The organism is Streptomyces sp. NPDC005811 (genome assembly GCF_040630405.1).
Taxonomy (GTDB): Bacteria; Actinomycetota; Actinomycetes; order Streptomycetales; family Streptomycetaceae; genus Streptomyces.
Map to the genome: position 1 here is coordinate 82,625 of NZ_JBEXXK010000030.1, position 17,347 is coordinate 99,971.

The window sequence follows — 17,347 nt, forward strand, 5'->3', positions numbered from 1 at the left end:
GGGCGATCCAACCCGGATCGCCCCCACCAACAAGACCCCACACATCAACAGCGAGAAAGGATTCCCGCCATGTCAGTAGGCACGGAAGCCAACGATCCGTCCTGGTACGGCGTCCGGTGCATCTTCCGTCACGGCCCGCTGGAAGTCTATGAGGAGCGCATCACCTTGTGGACCGCCCAATCGTTCGATGAAGCGATCGAGCGTTCCGAAGCCGAGGCTGCCGAATACTGCGAGGGCCTCGACGACGTTGAGTACGTCCGCATCGCCCAGGCTTACAGGTTCGATGGAATCCCCGGGGAAGGTGCCGAGGTCTTCTCCCTCATGAGAGAGAGCACGCTGCAGCCAGCAGAATATGTCTCTCAGTTCTTCGCGACGGGAGACGAGCGGATCGGCTGACTGTCTCCGAGCAAGGACCCTAACCTAGTGGCAGGGGATACGAGTTGGCTTGACCTCTCGGCGGGGTGAGTTCGCATTCATCCCGGATCCACCGGCTGACGTCTGTGGAAAACTTCTGCGGGAACGAGGAAAAGCCTTGTGACCTGTGGTGATGGGAGTTCTTGAGGCTTCCAGCACGCACGATGACAAGGCTCTTCCGAGATGCAATCTTCCCATGCCGCCTTCTATGTCTCCGCAATCTTCAACGAGCCGAATCTGATCGCGGATGCGGGACTGCTTCCGCTGGTCGCGCTCGCCGAACGGGGCGGCCTGCCCGGTCTGGCTGCCCGGGTCCGCATCAAGGCGGCCGACAACAGCGGCGTCGCTGGTGCTCGGCCTGGTCGCTGTCTTCCGGCTGCCCCCCGGCTCCACCACCAGCGACGCCAAACCTGCGGAGCGGCCCGCAGCGCCACCCGGGCCAGTGGTCCACGCCCGACACCTCGCTGCCGCTCAGGACCGCTCCCAGGTGCTGTAGCCGAGGTCCAGGTGCCCAAGGCGGGACAGGCGCTGCACGTCCGCGACGAAGGCCCTGGTGAACAGCCTCTGCGCCGACGTCTCGCCGTACCAGGCGATGTGGTCGAACACGACCTGGTGGTCGCGGGCGGCGCGGGTGCGCCAGTCCAGGACCTGCTCGCGGGTCAGGTCCTCGAGGACCAGGTCCCGGTCGACGTCGTCGGCCGTCGTCTGCGGTGAGGGCAGCACGATCGGGGCCGCCGGCGTGGCCGGCTCATCGACGGCGGGACGCGTGGCTGCGGCTTCGGCGCGGGCCTTGGCGGCCACCGGCTGCTGGGCCCGGACCTGCTCCCACTCGTGTTCGCGGGCCCATGCCAGGGCGGTCACGGTCTCGTGCAGCTGCCGGTCGATCGCCCTATGGCGATCCGTCTCGGAGGCGTAGGGCATCGCGTCGTCGACGGCGGCCGCGACCGCGTGCCGCTGGGCACGGCTGCTGGCCTGCCGGTCTTCGCACCGGGGGCAGTCCCGGCCGGAGGCGAGTGGCATGCGGTCGTCGCACAGCCGGTCGCCGCACTCCTGCTGCTGGCGCAGGCCCTTACGGGGCGAGCCGGTCGGCGAGGACCTGCGGGGCGTCGATCCGACCCACGAACCCGCTCACCCTGACCAGCTCGGCACGGGCGGCGTCCTTCACCAGGCAGCGGGCGCCCTGCCTGTCCAGACCTGTCCAGAGCAGCCGTACCGGGTCACCGGTTGCGGGTCGGCGGGTGACACCTTGGACTTATAGGAGATGAGGGGACACAGCGGCAGCGTGCACGCCTCGTCAGAGGGCACCAGTTCGAGATGACGCTGGGCGGCGTGACTAATGTGACGCGGCAAGGGCATACGCGCCCGCCTTCGGTGTCGGGCCGGAATGGGCGGCCTTGTCCTGGAAGAACACAGCTCCGGGCGAGTGAGTATGCGAGCGAACTGGTGATGCGCGAGGTGGGCGACAGCAGTGGCGTCGGCCCCGTCGGGGCCCGCCTGACCACGTGGCGTCGCTATCGGGGGCTGGCCCGGGACGACCTCGCCTCCCAGGCCGGCCTGGACCTCGCCTACGTCGCCGGGCTGGAATCCGGCAGCGACTGGATCGATCGCCGCGGCCAGTTGGCGGCGCTTGCCGCCGTCTTGCGGCTGGACATCGCAGACCTGACCGGCCAGCCCTACCCGCCACGAGGAGACGAGCACGCGGCAGTCCGTGCGGTCGCCTTCCATCTGCGACGCCGCCTCGTCCGCCGGCCCCCCGCAGCGTCATCCGGGCCGATGCTCGAGGAACTCGCCGTGCGAACCCGGGCCGCCGTCCAGGCGGATGCCGACGGCGACGAGCACCGTCTCGCACTCGCGCTTCCCGGCCTGATCGAGACGGCGGACCAGGCCGCCGCCAGCGGGCACGAAGAGGCTGAACGGCTACGGGTACAGGCACACGTCCTGGGCGCCGGGCTGCTACGGCGCCTGGGGTACAGGGACCTGGCCTGGATGCTGCTCCACCGGCCCGGTCCCGGCTCCCGGGAATCACTGCCCGTGCTGTTCGAGGAAGTACGACTGCTGATCGACCTCGGCTCCCCGGAGTACGCACTGGCCCGGGCCGAACGGGCTGAAGACGCCGGGGAAGGGGCACAACTACCGGCACTGACCGCCTTGGCCCACTCCATGGCCGGGCGCCGTCGACAGGCCGAAGACGTCCTCGACGACGCCGCCCGGCAGGGCGCGAGCGCACGCGATGCTGCCGTGCTCGGTGCCGCCCGCGCCGCTGTCGCCGCCGAGGACGGCGACGCCGAAGACGCGGTCGCCCTTGCCGGTGCGGTGGACCACGCCCTGCTGGACGGCGCGCAGCGGTCCGGCCTGCTGGTGGTCACCGCGGCGGCCGAGGCCCGCCGGGGCCGTACCGGGCAGGCCGCCGCCCGGCTCGACGAGGCCGACGCCACGGCACCGTTCCGGCTGCGCCTGGACCCGCTCGCCCGGGATCTGGTCGCCGCGCTCGCCGTACGGACGACCGATCCCGTCCAGGCCGCCGCGGTGAGGAATCTGGCCGAGCGCACCGGCCTGCGGTGACGCCGGCCCTCTTGCAGGGAATGCCCCTTGTGGGCGGGAGGCCCGCCCTAGGCTACGGCTGAGACACGGCGTTGGGCGGGGGCAATGGACGAAGAGCAGGCCCGGAAGATCGGCGAGCGCCTGCGGTCGGCCCGCCGCCAACGAGGGATGAGTCTGCGGAAACTCGCGGAACGCGCCGACGTGTCGGTCAGCTACCTGTCGATGGTGGAGAACGGGCATCGCCACTTAGACCGCTCCAGCCTGATCACGGCCCTCGCCGAGGCCCTGCACATCGCCCCGTCCGAGCTGAACGGCCAGCCCTTCGCCCCGTCCGACCCGAACGCGAGCGCCGCCCACGAGGCCATTCCCGCCCTGCGGCTGGCGCTGATGGGGATCACCATGGCGGCCCCGCCGGACCGCCGCCCACCGCAGGTTCCGGCAACCGTGCTGGCCGAACTCGTCGCGCAGGCCAACCGGCTGTACCACGCCGCCGAATACGGCACGCTCGCCGCGGATCTGCCCTCCCTGCTGGCCAGCCTGCACGCCGCCGTTGAGGCCGCCGACGGAGCGGCCCGGCTGGAACTGCTGAGACTGCTGGCGGACGCCTACCACCCGGCCTGCACCCTGCTGCTGAAGAATCTCGGCTACACCGACCTGGCGTTCATCGCCGTCACCCGCGCTGCCGAGGCGATCACGGAACTCGAGGACCCGGTCTACTCCGCCCTGTCCGGCTTCTTCCACACGCACGTCCTGATGTCGGCCGGCAGTCCCACGCAGGCCCTCGCCCAGGCCACCGCCGCCGCCAACGCCCTGCAAGGGCATCTGCACAGCCCGGACGCGCACGCCCTGCTCGGCGAACTCCACCTGATCTCCGCCACCTCCCTCACCCAGGACCGGCACCGGGCCGGCAACGCCCGGAAGGAAGAGATCCGAGGCCACCTCGCCGAAGCCGCCGACCTCGCCGAGCGCACAGGCGAGACGCGCGCCTGGCACCTCAACTTCGGTCCCGCCAACGTCGGCATCCACAGGGTGAGCCTGAACACTGACCTCGGCCTGCACGGCGAGGCCGTCACCGCCGGGCGCGCCGTACACCCCGAGGTACTGGAGGACGCCCCCGGCCGGCAGGCCGCCTACCACGCCGACCTGGCCCGTTCTCTGGCCCACCTGCGCGGCCGGGAAGCCGACGCGGTCTCCTCCCTGCTGACTGCCGAGCAGATCGCCCCCCAGCGCATCCGCGCCAGCGCCCCGGTGCGCACCACGGTCGAGTACCTCACCGACCGGCCGCTGCCGGCATACGTCGCTCGGGACCTGCGGGGCCTGGCCCACCGGATCGGCCTGCCGAACTGAGTCACGAGTACGACACCCGGCCACACGCTCCCGTCCCACAAGCCCCGGACCGCTGCTGACCAGGACGGATGACCGAGCACGAGCCCCGGACGACGGGGTTCACCGTCGTGAACACCCCTGTGTACCAACAGACTTACCTTCAGTGACGGGCCGGGTGGGTCCCGCCCAGAGAGGGTGAGGCGCGCGATGAGGCTTCCGGTGCGTCACGAGTTCCCGGTGATCTCCACGCCGGGGCATGTTCCCCTGGCCCGCCACGAGACCGCCAAGGTACTCACCGACTGGCGCCTGCCCGATGATCTGGTGGACACGTCCTGCCTGATCATCACGGAACTCGTCACGAACGTCGTGCGGCACGCCTCCGTCGCGTCGCCCACGGCCACCGTCACCCTCGCCGTCGAACAGGCGGGCGACCTGGTGCTGGCCGTCGCGGACGCGCACCCGTTCAAACCGAGACCCCTGTTGGCCTCGCACGACTTCGGCGGCCGTGGCCTGCATCTGGTCAACGCTCTCGTCCGCGAGGCGGGCGGCAATGCCGCGGTCGTCCCGGACGCCGCCACCGGCGGCAAGCACATCAGCATTTGCCTGCCGCTGTCCTCCGCCTGATCACCGAGCCGGCAGCACGACACCGGGCTGCGCGGCGACTCCCTCCACACGAAGGGGACATACCTGTGCTCACGTCGGTCCGCCACCTCGGCCAGGTGGCCCGCAAGTGGAACATCAACACTGAGGACGTGCTGCTGATCGCGTTGAACGCGTCCGGCGCCCGCTCCTCGCTGACCAAACCCAGGATGCGGTTCCGGCTGCGCCTGGACTCCCGCCCCGACGCCCCGCTGTACCTGATCCTCTCGCTCGGCCGCACCGACTCGCCGTTCGAGCTTGACGAGCACGAGCTGCGGCTGAACGGGGAGAAGGTCGGCGAGGTCGACGGCATCGAGGACGACGACGCGGTGCTGGGCTACTGGCGCAACGGCACCCGGATGCTGACCCTCAACTCCAACGCACGCTCCCAGTGCACCGGCTGCGTGTTCTGCCCCAACACCCTCGAGGGCGCCTCCGACCCGCAGATCAAGGCCCTGGACATGGCGGGCTACCTCGGAGCCCTCGCCTCGAACTCCGGGCTGGCCGACCTGTCGGGCGTGGAGACGGTGACGGTCTGCACCGGCTGCTTCCTCCACGAGCACCTCGCCCTGGAGCACCTGGCCGAGGTCCGCGCGGCGATGGGCGCGAACGGCTGCGACGGCACCCTGCACTTCCTGTCCTCGGTGGTGACCACCAAGGACGGCATGGACGCCGCCGCCGGCCTGGGTCCGTTCCACCTGACGATGACCGTCGAGTGTTTCACCGAACGCCACCAGATCCTCAAGGAGTCCAAGGCCAAGCTCACGCCCGAGGAGATGGTTGCCGCCCTCGGGCGGGCGAAGGACCGGGGCATCACCACGGACTTCACGTACATCGTCGGTCTGGACCCGATCGAGGACGCCGTCGCACGGCTGCGCACCTTCGTCGACGTGACGACGGCCTTCCCCCGCTTCCAGACGTACCAGGCCCACAACCCCTTCATGGACATCTACCGCACCCCGGGCTCGGACACGATCGAGTGGCACCTCACGATGCGCCGCCACGTGGAGGAACTCTTCGCCCCGACCGGGCTGCGCCCGCAGTGGTGGCAGAACTACCGCTCCCCCTGGTGCTTCACCTTCGCCGGCGAGGAACTGACGGGGGCGAAGATCTGATGACAGCGCTCTCGCTGCGAGCCGCCCCCTTACCGGCCGCAGGGACGGCGGCCACCGTGATCCGCGCGGTCCGCGCCTGGCAGCTCGCCCCGCAGCCGGAGGGGTTCCCGCCTGATCTGCCCCAGCCGGTCGCCGCGGCGGCGGGCGCGCCGCCGGCAGGCCCGGCCTGGGCCGAGCACCGCACCCGGTTCGCCGTCGAACTCGTCGGCGACGGTGTCTCCGGCTGGCAGGCCCCGGTCTCCGAGCCGGTCGCCCGGATCATCGCGGACGACCTGGCCCGCGGACTGATCGGGCACGACGCCGCCGCCCCGCGCCGTCTCGCCTACCGCAAGACGACCGGCCGGCACCGCAGCGGGCCGCACGCCCAGCAGGCCGCCTCGGCAATCGAACTGGCCTGCTGGGACCTGGCGTCCCGCGCCGCGGGGGTGAGCGTGACCGCTCTGCTGGGCGGCACCGTCCGCACCACCGTGCCCGCCTACGCCACCGCTCTCGGCCTCGACCCGTGCCACCCGGCGGCCCCGGACGCCGCGGCCTGGATCGCCGCAGCGGGCTTCTGGGGCCAGAAGTGGCCGCTGCCCAAACAGCTCATCCTGGCCGGGCCGAAGGCGGTCGCGAAGACGCTCGGCCCGTTGCGGGAGGCGGCGGGCGAGGGCCGGTTCATGGTCGACGGCCTGAGCCGCTGCCGCGTGGACCAGGCGATCGGGCTGCTGCCCGTGTTCGCCGACCTGGACGTCGCCTTCGTGGAGGACCTGGTGCCGCCCGGCACCTGGGCCTGGCACCGGCTGCGGTCCGCCGCAGCAGGCGTCGCGCTCGCGGCGGGGGAACAGGCGGTCGACACCACCGAGCAGCTCCGGCTGCTGACCGGCGACGGAGTGGACGTCTGGCAGGTCGATCCGGGCTGGTCCGGCGGGCTGGCCCGCGCGCTGCACACCACCGAACTCGCCTCCGGACTGGGAATGGCGACCTTCCCCCACGGCGACCGGCTGCCCGCCGCGCTGGCCCTGGCCGGGACCTGCTGCCGGGACATGATCCCGGCCGTCGAGTGGCACCTCACGGTGGAACCGCTGCGCCAGGAGATCTTCGCTGCTCCGCTCCAGGTCGACAACGGAGCGCTGCCGGTCCGTACCGGGCCCGGACTCGCCGAGCGCCTCGACCTGCCCCCCGGGACCTCGGCGATGGAGGTGACCGGCCCATGACCGGCCAGCCCCGAACCCCCCGGCCGGCCTGGGCCGGTGTACGCGGCATCTCCTTCGACCTGGGCGGCACCCTGGTACGGCCGGAGACCCAGCCGACCACCGGACTGGTCGCCGAACTCCTGGGCATCTCCCTGTCCGAGGCCCGCGCGCTGATGGAACAGAAGGCCAAACGCCACAAGATCAGCCCCGCCGACCTCGCCGGCGAACTGGCCGCCGCCTTCCACCGCCCCGACCTCGTCGGCCAGCTCACCTACGTCCTGGAGCGGGCCCGCCACCGGGCGGGTGAACCCGACGTCTACGACGACGTCCGCCCCGCCCTGGCCGCGCTCCGCGCGCAAGGCCTGGTCCTGTTCGCCATGACCAACAGCCTCGGCTCCTCCATCCCCGAGCAGACGCCCGCAGCCTTCCAGGACCTGACGCAGGTGCTCTACTCCGCCGAAACCGGCACGGTGAAGCCGGAACGCGCCGCGTTCGCCGCCGTCGAGGACACCTCCGGTCTCCGCCCGCAGGAGCTGCTCCACGTCGGGAACTCGCTGCGCGCGGACGTCGACGGCGCCGCCGCAGCGGGCTTCCACACCGCCTGGCTGAACCGCTCCGGCGCCGACATCGCCACGCCTCCCGGCACCGTCTGCCTCCACACCCTCACCACCCTGCCCGTGCTGCTGTCCGCCGGGCCCACACCGGCCGCGACCAGGACCTCGGAGGCGTACTGATGGACTCACCAGGAAAACCCTTACCGAAAGCGGCCCTGCCCGACCCGCTGACCGCCTCGGTTCCCCTCTTCGACCCCGCCCAAATGCCGCTGCGCACCTGGTGCGCCGGCAGCCGCGAAGACCCGCTCACCGGCCTGATCACCTTCCCCGACTTCCACAGCCACATCCCCCGCGCGCTCGCCGCCGCCCTCGCCGAGGGCGAACTGGTGGGCCTCGCGATCGGCGACGTCGACGGGCTCAAGGAGCACGTCGAGCAGGCGAACGCCACCGACCCGACCTGCTACGGACACCTCGCCGGGAACCAGGTCATGGCCCGCCTCGGCGCCGCCACCCGCTCCTGGTTCCACACCCAGCCCTGGCAGTACGGATGCGCGGCCACCTTCGGAGGGGACGAAGTCATCATCGCCGCCACCCTGGACAACGCCTCCGCCTTCCACCGCGCCGTGGCCGAGCTGCGCGACCGGCTCGCCGACGAACTGCCCGTCCGCGTCTCCTTCGCACTCACCGTGGCCTCCACCGAACACCTCCCCGCCAACCGCGAACAGAGCGGCTGGAAGCACGTGTTCACCGACGCACTGCTGGCCGCGACCGACAAGTGCCTGTTCGCGACCAAGTCCGCGCGCCGCGCCCGCGGCGGAGAAGGCGGCGTCATCGCCGTCACCCAGCCCCCGCTGCCCGGCCCCACGGCCCCGGCCCGAGACCCGCGCACGCTGCTCCCGCTCCCGGCCGGCACCGAGCAACTGCACGTCCTGGCCCGCCCGCTCGACACCGGCGGACACCGCATGCTCCTGCTGCCGTGCACCGGGCCCGCGGGCCTGCGCGGCAAGCGCCTGCGCGTCACCCACCCCGACGGCCGCGCCCGCACCGCCGTCGCCGTCTCCATGCGCGGCCAGGCCGCCATCTCCATCCCCGACGAGCCCCCCACAGCCCTCCCGGCCGGAGCACCGGGCATCGCCCTCACCCTCCAGCCCATCCGGGAGCGCGCCGACCGCGGCGTCCCCGACGACCTGGCCGCCGCCCTGGACCGGGCAGACCTCGACTGGGCGGTGCTGCCCGGCCACGAACAGGCCCAGATGCTCCACCTGATCACCGAATCCGCCACCACCGACATCCGCACCGCCCGGATCACCGCCACCATCGACGCGGTCGCCACCCGCACCCGGAGCTGAGTACATGACCACCACCGACCTGGCCCCGGGCATCGCCCCGGGGCCACCCCCGCCGGCCAGCCCGCTGCCGGGCCTTCCCGACTGGCCCCTCGCAGCCCGCCACGCCGCCGACGCCGTACCCGACCAGGCCATCGACGCCTTCTGGCGCGCCCTGAACTACCTCTCGGCCGCCCAGCTCTACCTCCTCGACAACCCCCGCCTCGCCCGCCCGCTCCGCACGAGCGACCTCAAGGAGCAGCCCACCGGCCACTGGGGAGTCTGCCCACCCGTCAACTACCTCCTCGCCCACCTCGGCCCCCTGACCGCATCCCGGCCCACCGGCTCCGAACTGCTCGTCCTGCACGGCGCCGGGCACGCCGGACCGTCCGCACTCGCACACGCCTACCTCAACGGCACCCTGCACCTTGCCGGGAAACAGCCCGGCTGGTCGATGCCCGACCTGCGGGCCCTGATCACCGGCTTCCCGCACACCGAACGGTTCGGCGGAGAGATCACCCCGCTCATCCCCGGCGTACGGCACACCGGCGGCCAGCTCGGGCCCGCGCTCGCCATCGCGCAGGGCATGGCCCTCGACGCCCCGCACCGCCTCGTCGTCCCGCTCATCGGCGACGGCGAACTGGAGACCGGCGCGACCGCCGCGGCCTGGCTCGCCCGCCGCGCCCTGGTCGGCAGCGGCCACCACGGCGCGGTGCTGCCCGTCGTGCTGGCCAACGGCCTGAAGATGGGCGGCCCCTCCCTGCTCGCCGCCATGAGCACAGACGAGATCCGCGCGTACTTCACCGGCCTCGGGTACACGCCCCTGATCGACGACGGAACCGACCTGCCCGCCTTCCGCCGGCTGCTGGGCGACGCCCTGGACCAGCTGTGGCCGCTGGGGGCAGCCGGGCCGCAGCCCGTGATCGTGCTGACCATGCCCAAGGGACACACCGGCCCCGAGCAAGTGGCCGGACGACGGATCGCGGGAACCCCGGCCGTCCACAAGACCCCGCTGAAAAGCCCGGCCCACACCGACGCCGAGTTCGCGGCGCTGACGGCGTGGCTCGGCTCCTACCGGCCGACCGAACTGTTCACCACCCAGGGACGCCCCACCGACCTGGTCCGCCAGGCCCTGCCCGGCCTCCCGGCCGAGCCGCCGCCGGCACCGCCCCCCGCCGTGCCGGCGGTCCGCAAGTCGAGGTCCCGGCTCAACGTCTCCGCGGCCATCCGCGAGCGCGCGGCCCACGGAACGTTCCGTCTGTTCAGCCCGGACGAGATCGCCTCCAACCGCCTCCGGCTCTCGGACGCCGGATCACCGTCGGCCTGGGCCGTCGAGATCCTCAACGAGGAGATCTGCCACAGCTGGCTCCAGGGGTACACCGAGACCGGCCGCGACGCCCTGCTCGCCACGTACGAAGCCTTCGCCGCGGTCAACACGTCTCTGTTCGCCCAGCACCTCAAGCACCGGCGCCTGCGCCACCTCGCCGGGCACAGCGGGCTGCCCTCGGTCAACTACCTGATCACCTCGCTGGCCTGGCGCAACACGTACACGCACCAAAACCCCGGCCTGGCCTCGTCCCTGCTGGACACCGAGGACGGCTCCGTCCACGTCTACACCCCGGCCGACGCGACGCGGGCCGCGGCCGTCCTGTCCGTGATGCTCGCCAGCCGCGACCGGGTCAACGTCCTGATCACCGACAAACACCCCGGCACCGCGTTCCCGCCCGACCTCTTCCGCGAGGAGCTCACCGACGGCGCCGCCGTCTGGCCCCACCTGAGCCACCGCGGGATCCCGGACATCGTCCTCGCCTCGGCCGGCGACGTCCCGGCCCGCGAGATGTCGGCCGCCGTCGCCACGCTGCGCCGGTCGCACCCCGACACCAGGATCCGCTACGTCCACGTCAACGATCTCGCCGTACTCGGCCCGGCTCCCCGCCGGCCGTACGCTCTCAGTGAGAGCGCATTCACCCGCTTGTTCGGGGACACCACCCCCGTCCTGATGGCCGTCCCCACGTACACCGGCACCGTCCGCGCGCTCCTCGCCGCCCGCAGCGAAGCCCACCGCTTCGACGTCGTCGGCTACCAGGAACCCGGCCGCCCCCTCACCGCCGAGGACCTGCTCGAACAGTGCGGCCTCTCCGCCACCACACTGTGCGCCCGGGCCGCGCGCCTCCTCACCAGGAGCAGCGCATGATCTCCGACAAAGCATCCCCACCGGATCCAGACGTTCTCAGCGCCTTCGAACGCAACGGATACGTCGTCCTGCGCGACGCCATCACACCCGAGTGGCGCGAGCAGGCCGCCGCCGCGGCAACGCGCATGATCGCCAGCGACCGGCTGACCGGGCGAGACCGCAGCGCCGACGGCAAGGACGGCTTCCGCGGCATCCTGGACGACACGTTCCTGCCGCTGGTCGCCAACCCGACCGTGCTGCCCGTCGTCGTGGCCCTGCTGAGCACGAACGTCTACCTGATGTCGAGCAACCTCATCCACCTCCCCTCCACCGCGCCCGGCACCCCGCGGACCATCCGCGTGCCCGAACGGCACGGCTGGCACCGCGACATGAGCACCGCCACCCGCGACCTCGGCATCCACTCCGTCCGCCGCATGGCGATCAAGGCCGCCTACTTCCTCAGCGACCCCACCCCGGACGCCGGCATCACCATGGTCGTGCCCGCCAGCCACACCCGCACCGGCCCGGTCACCGTCCCCGCCGGAGCCATCGACCCGCCCGACGCCATCACCCCCGACGTCGGACCGTACGACGTCATGCTGTTCGAGAACCGCCTCTGGCACGCCGGTGGCCTGAACACCTCCGGCCGCCCCCGCCTCGCGGTCATGATGCAGTACGGCTACCGCTGGCTCGCCCCCATCGACGACCCCGCCCCCGAACTCCTGCAACGCGAGGACCTCGACGACATCGAACGTCAACTGCTGGGACAACCGGACCGGCACCCCGACGGCTCCATCGCGCACGAAGGCGCCGGCGCCGCGCCCCTGCGCACCTGGTGGGAACACCTCATCCCGCCCCCGGCTCGTTCGCCAGGATGACACCGCCGCAGACCCACGACCCGAAAGAGAGAAGCACCCCGATGACCGCCGCCCGCACGCCCCACGAGCTGTTCATCTCCACCGCGCCCTACTACGCGCGCTACCGCCCCGGCTACGACCGCGCCATGTACGACATGCTCGCCGCGCGGTTCGCCCTCGACGGCACCCAGCGCATCCTGGACCTGGGCACCGGCACCGGCGTGCTCGCCCTCCCCCTGGCCCGGCTCGTCGGCCACGTCACCGCCATCGACCCCGAGCCCGGCATGCTCGACGAGGGCCGCAAACTCGCCGCCGAGCAGGACCTCACCAACATCGACTGGGTCGAGGGCGACTCCACCACCCTGCCCGGCATGGGCCTGGACCCGGTCCTGCTGACCGTGATGGGCGCGGCCTTCCACTGGATGGACCGCGACCAGACCCTGCGCGACCTCGACCAGCTCATCGAGCCGGACGGAGCCGTCGTCCTCGCCTCCGGCGGCGCCCCCGGCGACGTCGACCCCGCCCCCTGGCTCCAGGTCATCGCCGACGTCCGCACCCACTACCTCGGCGCCGAGCGCCGCGCCGGGTCCGGCACGTACTCCCACCCCAAGGAACGCCACCAGGACGTGCTGGCCCGCAGCCCCTTCTCCAATGTCGAGACCGCACGCTGGGACCGCACCGTCACCCGCACCCTGGACGAGGTCATCGGCCTGCAGTTCTCCTACAGCTACTCCAGCCCCGCCCAGCTCGGCGACCAGAAGGACGCCTTCGAGCGCGACGTACGCCGCGCCCTGACCGAGTTCAGCCCGACGGGCACCTTGGACGAGCTCGTACGGACGGAAGCCATCATCGCCAAGCGCCCGTGACGACTCGTGCGCCCGAACCGGGCCTCCTCTGCGAGGGCGGTGTGGGCCAACCCGCCCCTCGTTGTAGGGCCCGACCTGCGGATCCCCGGTATGACGGTGGCCTAGGCTTCGGTCTAGGCCATCGTCATGAGCCCAGCCGCTGTTTGAAGTACCAGAACGGGTCCTCGAGCGGGACGCGCCCCCGGCTCGGCCGCGACCAGGCGGGTGCGCCAAATCTGCCAGCCGCACACGGACGACCACAGGGATCGAACACTCGTGCAGGTGGGCGGCTATCCTGCGTGTGCGAACCACGTCCTGGGGCTGGCGCTGGAGACGGACCGCTGAACGCCCTGGGTGCCGCGACCAGCCTTGACCTCGCCTACGCCCGCTTCGAGGGCACCGAGCCGAACGGCGCGTTCAGCCGCGTCCTGGACGCGGTCCGCTTCCCCGGCGTCGAGGCCGCCGCACGGGCCCGCCGCGAGCGCGCCGTCACCGTGCGGGCCCGCCTCGCCGCGCTGGCCGCCACCGAGGACCGCCGCCAGGGCGACCTGCACCGCCTCACCCGCGACGGCGCCGAGGCCGCCGCCCGCGCCGCGGCCCTGTGCCACCTCGCAGAGCGCGACCACGCCGACACCCACAGCGCCGCCGCGGCGCAGGCCCGCGACCTCGCCGCCCACGACCGCGAGTTCGCCGCCCTCCTCCACCTCCAGGACACCGCCTCGGCCGAGTGACGGGCATCACATCAAAGCGTCCATGATTCATTGCCGCTGGGGCCACGCGCCGGGACCGATAGGCGGACCCGCAGGACGCCGAAGGAGCACCTTGCCGTGAACGACCACACTCCGCAGCCCGAACCCTCCCCCGCGTCCTGTACCTGGTATTGGGGGGGTAGCCCGCCGCTAGTGAGTGAACCCGGGAGAGAGACGGATGGGCGGCGTCACCCGTTGGTGCCGCCGGAACGAAGGTCCGACACGATCTGGACCGTGCACGACGGCGTCCGCCTGGTCCCGCGAGACCCGAAGCAGGCGTCCGCCATGACCGTCGCACCCCAGCAACCGCACACCACCGATCTGATCATTCTGGTAAGCGTGGCGGTGGGGCTCAGCGCGGGGATTGGGGTCGCCTGGAGCCACGACGAGGCCTTGAAGGTCCTTGCGCTGCCGCGCGACGAACGCTGGCGGGAAGCGGTCACGATGCCCTTGCTCACTTTGAGCCACGACCTGTTCAGCACCGGGTACGTGCCCTCCTCCGCCCTCGGCGCCGCGAGGGCCGACACCCGCGCCCAGCATCGGCAGCTCACCCCACTGTGGCGGCGTCGCACCCGGCACGGGCGGGTGCTCTCCCTGGACGCCCCCATCGGCGACGGGCTGTCGCTGTACAACCTGGTCGTCGCCGACCTCGACCGGCTCACCCATACCGCAGGTGGAGTGGTCGAGGACGAGCGGCTGAACACTGTGCTGCGCGGCCTCGATCCGGCCGAGCGGGCGGTGGTCTTCGCGTACGCCGAGGGCGCGGGCGCCACCTGGACCGAGGCCGCGGCCGCCGTCGGCAGCGCCAATCCGGACGCCTTCGGCGAACGGGTGCGCCGCAAGGCCAAGCGGCTCGCCGCCGAACAGCGCCGCCGCACCGAACAGTGCCGAACTGCGCCGGTCTGATCCCACTGCCTCGCCGCTACCAGCCCCCGTGTGCGCGATCACACCAAAACTCTCCGGAATTCTTTGCCGGTCGGGCCTCCGCCTGGGGCCGAGAAAGTGAAAGGCCCGCAGTCGCTAAGGAGGGCACGTTGATGAACGTCCCCCGCTACCGCCCCTACCGGGTCCCTCACGACTTTGCTTGGGTCGACCGTCCCCCGGGCAGGGCGGGGACCGGGGACGCCGTGGTGGTCTCGATCGGCGACGACCTTCGCCTGTTCCAGGCCGACCAGCAGTTCAGCAACCTGCCCCAGAGCACACCGGCCGGCGACAGCCTGTTCCGTCTCTTCCTCTTCCGCACCGGAATGCCCGGGGCAGCCGTCGGCGTCTCCAACACGCTGGTGTTGCCGCGCAGCAAGAGGTGGGACGAAGCCATGGAAACGGCGTTGATGGGCAGTTGGACCGATCCCCTGTGGGAGGGCGGGCACCTCACCCATACGGCCGTGAGCACGTTGCGGTCCGAGGCCCGCACGGTGCACCGGCAGCTGGTGCCACTGTGGCGACGCCGGACCCGGCACGGGCGGGTGCTCTCCCTGGACGCCGACCTCGGCGGGCTGTCGCTGTACGACCTGGTCGCCCCGGACGTCGACCTGCTCGCGCACACCACGGGCGGGGTGTTCGAGGACGAGCGGCTCACACGCGTGCTGCGCGGGCTTGACCCGGCCGAACGCGCGGTCGTCTTCGCCTACTCCGAAGGCGAGGGCACCACCTGGACGGAGGCCGCCGCGCACGCCGGCGCCACCGCCCCGGAGGCCTTCGGCGAACGGGTCCGGCGCAAGACCAAGCGACTCGCCGCCGAACAACTCCGCCGCACTGAGCAGCATCGCTCCGGGGTCGCCACGATGGTGCCGCGGTAGAGAAGCTTGCTCAGCTCGACGCCGAAGTCGTGCGACAGACCAACGCAGTTGACCTCGGCATGCCATCCTTCAGCCAGTCGCCGTGCGCACCAGTGCTGCAACTCCTGGGGAGACCTCGTGATTGTCCTGGACACCAACCAACTGCGTCATGCTGCTTTCCCCCACGGCACAGTTCTCGGCATGCTCCGCAAGATCGCCGTGCTTGGTGGGCACACGCTTGCCCTCCCGGAGATGGTGGTGGTCGAGCATGTGGCTCATCACCAGCATGAGGTTGAGCAGTCCCTCAGTCTTGCTCGAAAGGCGCTGAGTACGCTCGGAAAGGCATTCGGCCAAGACTTGACGGAACCTGTCGCGGCCCTGTCCGCTGAGGACGCAGCGCAGAAACGACGTGCCGAATTGGAAGAAAGTTTCACTCTCCTCCCCAACCCGCCGGGAGCTGCGGACGAAGCCCTAGCTCGTGAGGCCAATAGGCGTGCACCCGCTGAGCAGGTATGGGTAGACAACGAGGGTAAACCCGTGAAGGCTCACGGCGCCCGAGATGCCCTCATTTGGCTGACCCTCCTTGAAACGGCGGCCCAAGCTGACGAAGGCATTTGGTTTGTCTCGATGGACCGTGACTTTGGCAACGATGACAAGAGCGACTTTCATGACGTCCTCCGCAGCGAGGCGCAGGCCAAGCTCGGCGAGAACGCCGGTCGGCTGAGGCTGATCAGCGGCGGCATCGATCAGCTGCTCACAGAGCTTGCAACACCAGCCAAAGCTCCAGAGGACTTGGAGAATCTACTCAAGAGCAACCTCGTCGCGCACGCCGTGCACATCGCGATGCGTGGGCCTGACCTCTTCATGACTCTGCTTCCCGTCGGTTCCGGAGCTACTCACGGCTTTACGTCCCAGGGCCTGAGACTGGACGAGTCGCGCGTCCTTCGTCACAAGGCTTATGAGGTCGATGGTCGTATCTGGGTGAGTGCCCAAATGGTTTGCCGAGGCACCAAGACCTATCAATACCGCGCCGTCGAAGACGGCATCTCCTGGCCCCGAATTGCCAAAGTCAGATTTCGATTCGAAGCGACTACTCTTCTGGAGCTTGAAGATGGCAAGGCTCATTCAGCCGAGGTTGTCTCTCACGGGCCGATTGTCGTCGAAGAGACGACTCATCAGCGCGACGAAATTACACTCGGCCCCATTGAGGTGACGCTGCCTCGTATCGAATGATCCGCCCTTCTAGCTGGTTCAGCGTCGGCGAAGGGTCCGCATCGTCGCTGGACGCTGCTGAACGTTATCAGCAAGATCGCGAGTCCAAGTTGAATCACTATCCCGAGCAGCGCAGTCGATGCGGACCGCGACCTGGACAGGTGAGACGTGTTGATACTCGATGCCGACACAGAGTTGCAGAACAGCCCCGGCTGAGCTTTCGCCAAGATTTAGAGACGACTGGGCGGCCAACTCATCTGGGTCCGGCCGAATGCCGTCGACGTAATCTCCGGATACGGTCACCGACACACTGGACAGCGCCGGACCGCTTTCTTGCACGAGTTGAAACTTCGCTCTGCGCTGCCCCCACTGATCTTCATCGATCCAGTGGCCAATCAACTTGAAGATCGGGCCCCTGGCATCGTGTCGTTCTGCCTCCTCACCGTCGATCTGCCGCTGCATGAGCTGGACCTGTGCTTCAGCTGCATCAGCCTGCCGACGAGCGGACAGCGCGGAGTCCTCCGCAGTCCGTGCCTGCCCCTTTGCGACTAGCGCCTGCCAGACCGCAATCCCTGCTGCCAAGGCGCTGACCCCAGCGCTGACGATAGCCACGACGACTTCAGTATTCACGGGTTCCCCGCCCT

General features: G+C 70.7%; 17 protein-coding genes. 15 read left to right on the forward strand and 2 right to left on the reverse strand.

The window, feature by feature from the left end; genetic code table 11:
* The first annotated feature begins 69 nt into the window (after positions 1–69).
* A complete protein-coding gene (locus ABZ490_RS29595; RefSeq protein ID WP_358996407.1) occupies positions 70–396 on the forward strand; it encodes a hypothetical protein in 327 nt (108 codons plus the stop codon).
* 489 nt (positions 397–885) lie between these two features.
* Here ABZ490_RS29595 and ABZ490_RS29600 read toward each other — a convergent pair whose 3' ends face one another.
* Entirely contained in the window at positions 886–1,434 is a 549-nt protein-coding gene (locus tag ABZ490_RS29600; RefSeq protein WP_358996410.1) for a hypothetical protein, read from the reverse strand.
* 426 nt (positions 1,435–1,860) lie between these two features.
* On the opposite strand from ABZ490_RS29600, the gene ABZ490_RS29605 reads away from it, so the two are divergent.
* The 14 genes from ABZ490_RS29605 to ABZ490_RS29670 all read left to right on the forward strand — a co-directional run bounded on the left by ABZ490_RS29605 (position 1,861) and on the right by ABZ490_RS29670 (position 16,724).
* Entirely contained in the window at positions 1,861–2,976 is a 1,116-nt protein-coding gene (locus tag ABZ490_RS29605; RefSeq protein ID WP_358996413.1) for a DNA-binding protein, read from the forward strand.
* Positions 2,977–3,060: 84 nt separating this feature from the next.
* A complete protein-coding gene (locus ABZ490_RS29610; RefSeq protein WP_358996416.1) occupies positions 3,061–4,302 on the forward strand; it encodes a helix-turn-helix transcriptional regulator in 1,242 nt (413 codons plus the stop codon).
* Between the two features lie 186 nt (positions 4,303–4,488).
* Positions 4,489–4,905, forward strand: coding sequence for an ATP-binding protein (locus ABZ490_RS29615; protein WP_358996419.1), 417 nt, complete (start codon positions 4,489–4,491; stop codon positions 4,903–4,905).
* Between the two features lie 65 nt (positions 4,906–4,970).
* Positions 4,971–6,035, forward strand: coding sequence for a radical SAM protein (locus tag ABZ490_RS29620; RefSeq protein ID WP_358996422.1), 1,065 nt, complete (start codon positions 4,971–4,973; stop codon positions 6,033–6,035).
* Positions 6,035–7,231: an enolase C-terminal domain-like protein gene (locus ABZ490_RS29625; protein WP_358996425.1), complete on the forward strand. Its 1,197-nt coding sequence runs from the start codon at positions 6,035–6,037 to the stop codon at positions 7,229–7,231. The genes ABZ490_RS29620 and ABZ490_RS29625 overlap by 1 nt, the downstream gene beginning before the upstream one ends.
* Positions 7,228–7,944 (forward strand): HAD family hydrolase, encoded by a 717-nt coding sequence (locus tag ABZ490_RS29630; protein ID WP_358996428.1) that lies wholly within the window; start codon positions 7,228–7,230, stop codon positions 7,942–7,944. The genes ABZ490_RS29625 and ABZ490_RS29630 overlap by 4 nt, the downstream gene beginning before the upstream one ends.
* Positions 7,944–9,113, forward strand: coding sequence for a GGDEF domain-containing protein (locus ABZ490_RS29635; RefSeq protein ID WP_358996431.1), 1,170 nt, complete (start codon positions 7,944–7,946; stop codon positions 9,111–9,113). Before ABZ490_RS29630 ends, ABZ490_RS29635 begins: the two co-directional genes overlap by 1 nt.
* Positions 9,114–9,117: 4 nt before the next feature.
* Positions 9,118–11,283, forward strand: coding sequence for a phosphoketolase (locus ABZ490_RS29640; RefSeq protein ID WP_358996434.1), 2,166 nt, complete (start codon positions 9,118–9,120; stop codon positions 11,281–11,283).
* On the forward strand, positions 11,280–12,140 hold the full coding sequence (locus ABZ490_RS29645) for a phytanoyl-CoA dioxygenase family protein (RefSeq protein ID WP_358996437.1): 861 nt from the start codon (positions 11,280–11,282) through the stop codon (positions 12,138–12,140). The genes ABZ490_RS29640 and ABZ490_RS29645 overlap by 4 nt, the downstream gene beginning before the upstream one ends.
* A gap of 41 nt (positions 12,141–12,181) precedes the next feature.
* Positions 12,182–12,985, forward strand: coding sequence for a class I SAM-dependent methyltransferase (locus ABZ490_RS29650; protein WP_358996439.1), 804 nt, complete (start codon positions 12,182–12,184; stop codon positions 12,983–12,985).
* A gap of 278 nt (positions 12,986–13,263) precedes the next feature.
* Positions 13,264–13,695, forward strand: coding sequence for a hypothetical protein (locus ABZ490_RS29655; RefSeq protein ID WP_358996442.1), 432 nt, complete (start codon positions 13,264–13,266; stop codon positions 13,693–13,695).
* Between the two features lie 303 nt (positions 13,696–13,998).
* Positions 13,999–14,619, forward strand: coding sequence for a hypothetical protein (locus ABZ490_RS29660; protein ID WP_358996445.1), 621 nt, complete (start codon positions 13,999–14,001; stop codon positions 14,617–14,619).
* A 131-nt stretch (positions 14,620–14,750) separates the two neighbouring features.
* Positions 14,751–15,512: a hypothetical protein gene (locus tag ABZ490_RS29665; protein ID WP_358996448.1), complete on the forward strand. Its 762-nt coding sequence runs from the start codon at positions 14,751–14,753 to the stop codon at positions 15,510–15,512.
* Between the two features lie 117 nt (positions 15,513–15,629).
* Positions 15,630–16,724 carry a PIN domain-containing protein gene (locus tag ABZ490_RS29670; protein WP_358996450.1) on the forward strand — a complete coding sequence of 365 codons (1,095 nt, stop codon included), beginning with the start codon at positions 15,630–15,632 and terminating at the stop codon, positions 16,722–16,724.
* Between the two features lie 18 nt (positions 16,725–16,742).
* On the opposite strand, the gene ABZ490_RS29675 is transcribed toward ABZ490_RS29670, so the two are convergent.
* Positions 16,743–17,333 (reverse strand): hypothetical protein, encoded by a 591-nt coding sequence (locus ABZ490_RS29675; protein ID WP_358996453.1) that lies wholly within the window; start codon positions 17,331–17,333, stop codon positions 16,743–16,745.
* Between the last annotated feature and the right edge of the window lie 14 nt (positions 17,334–17,347).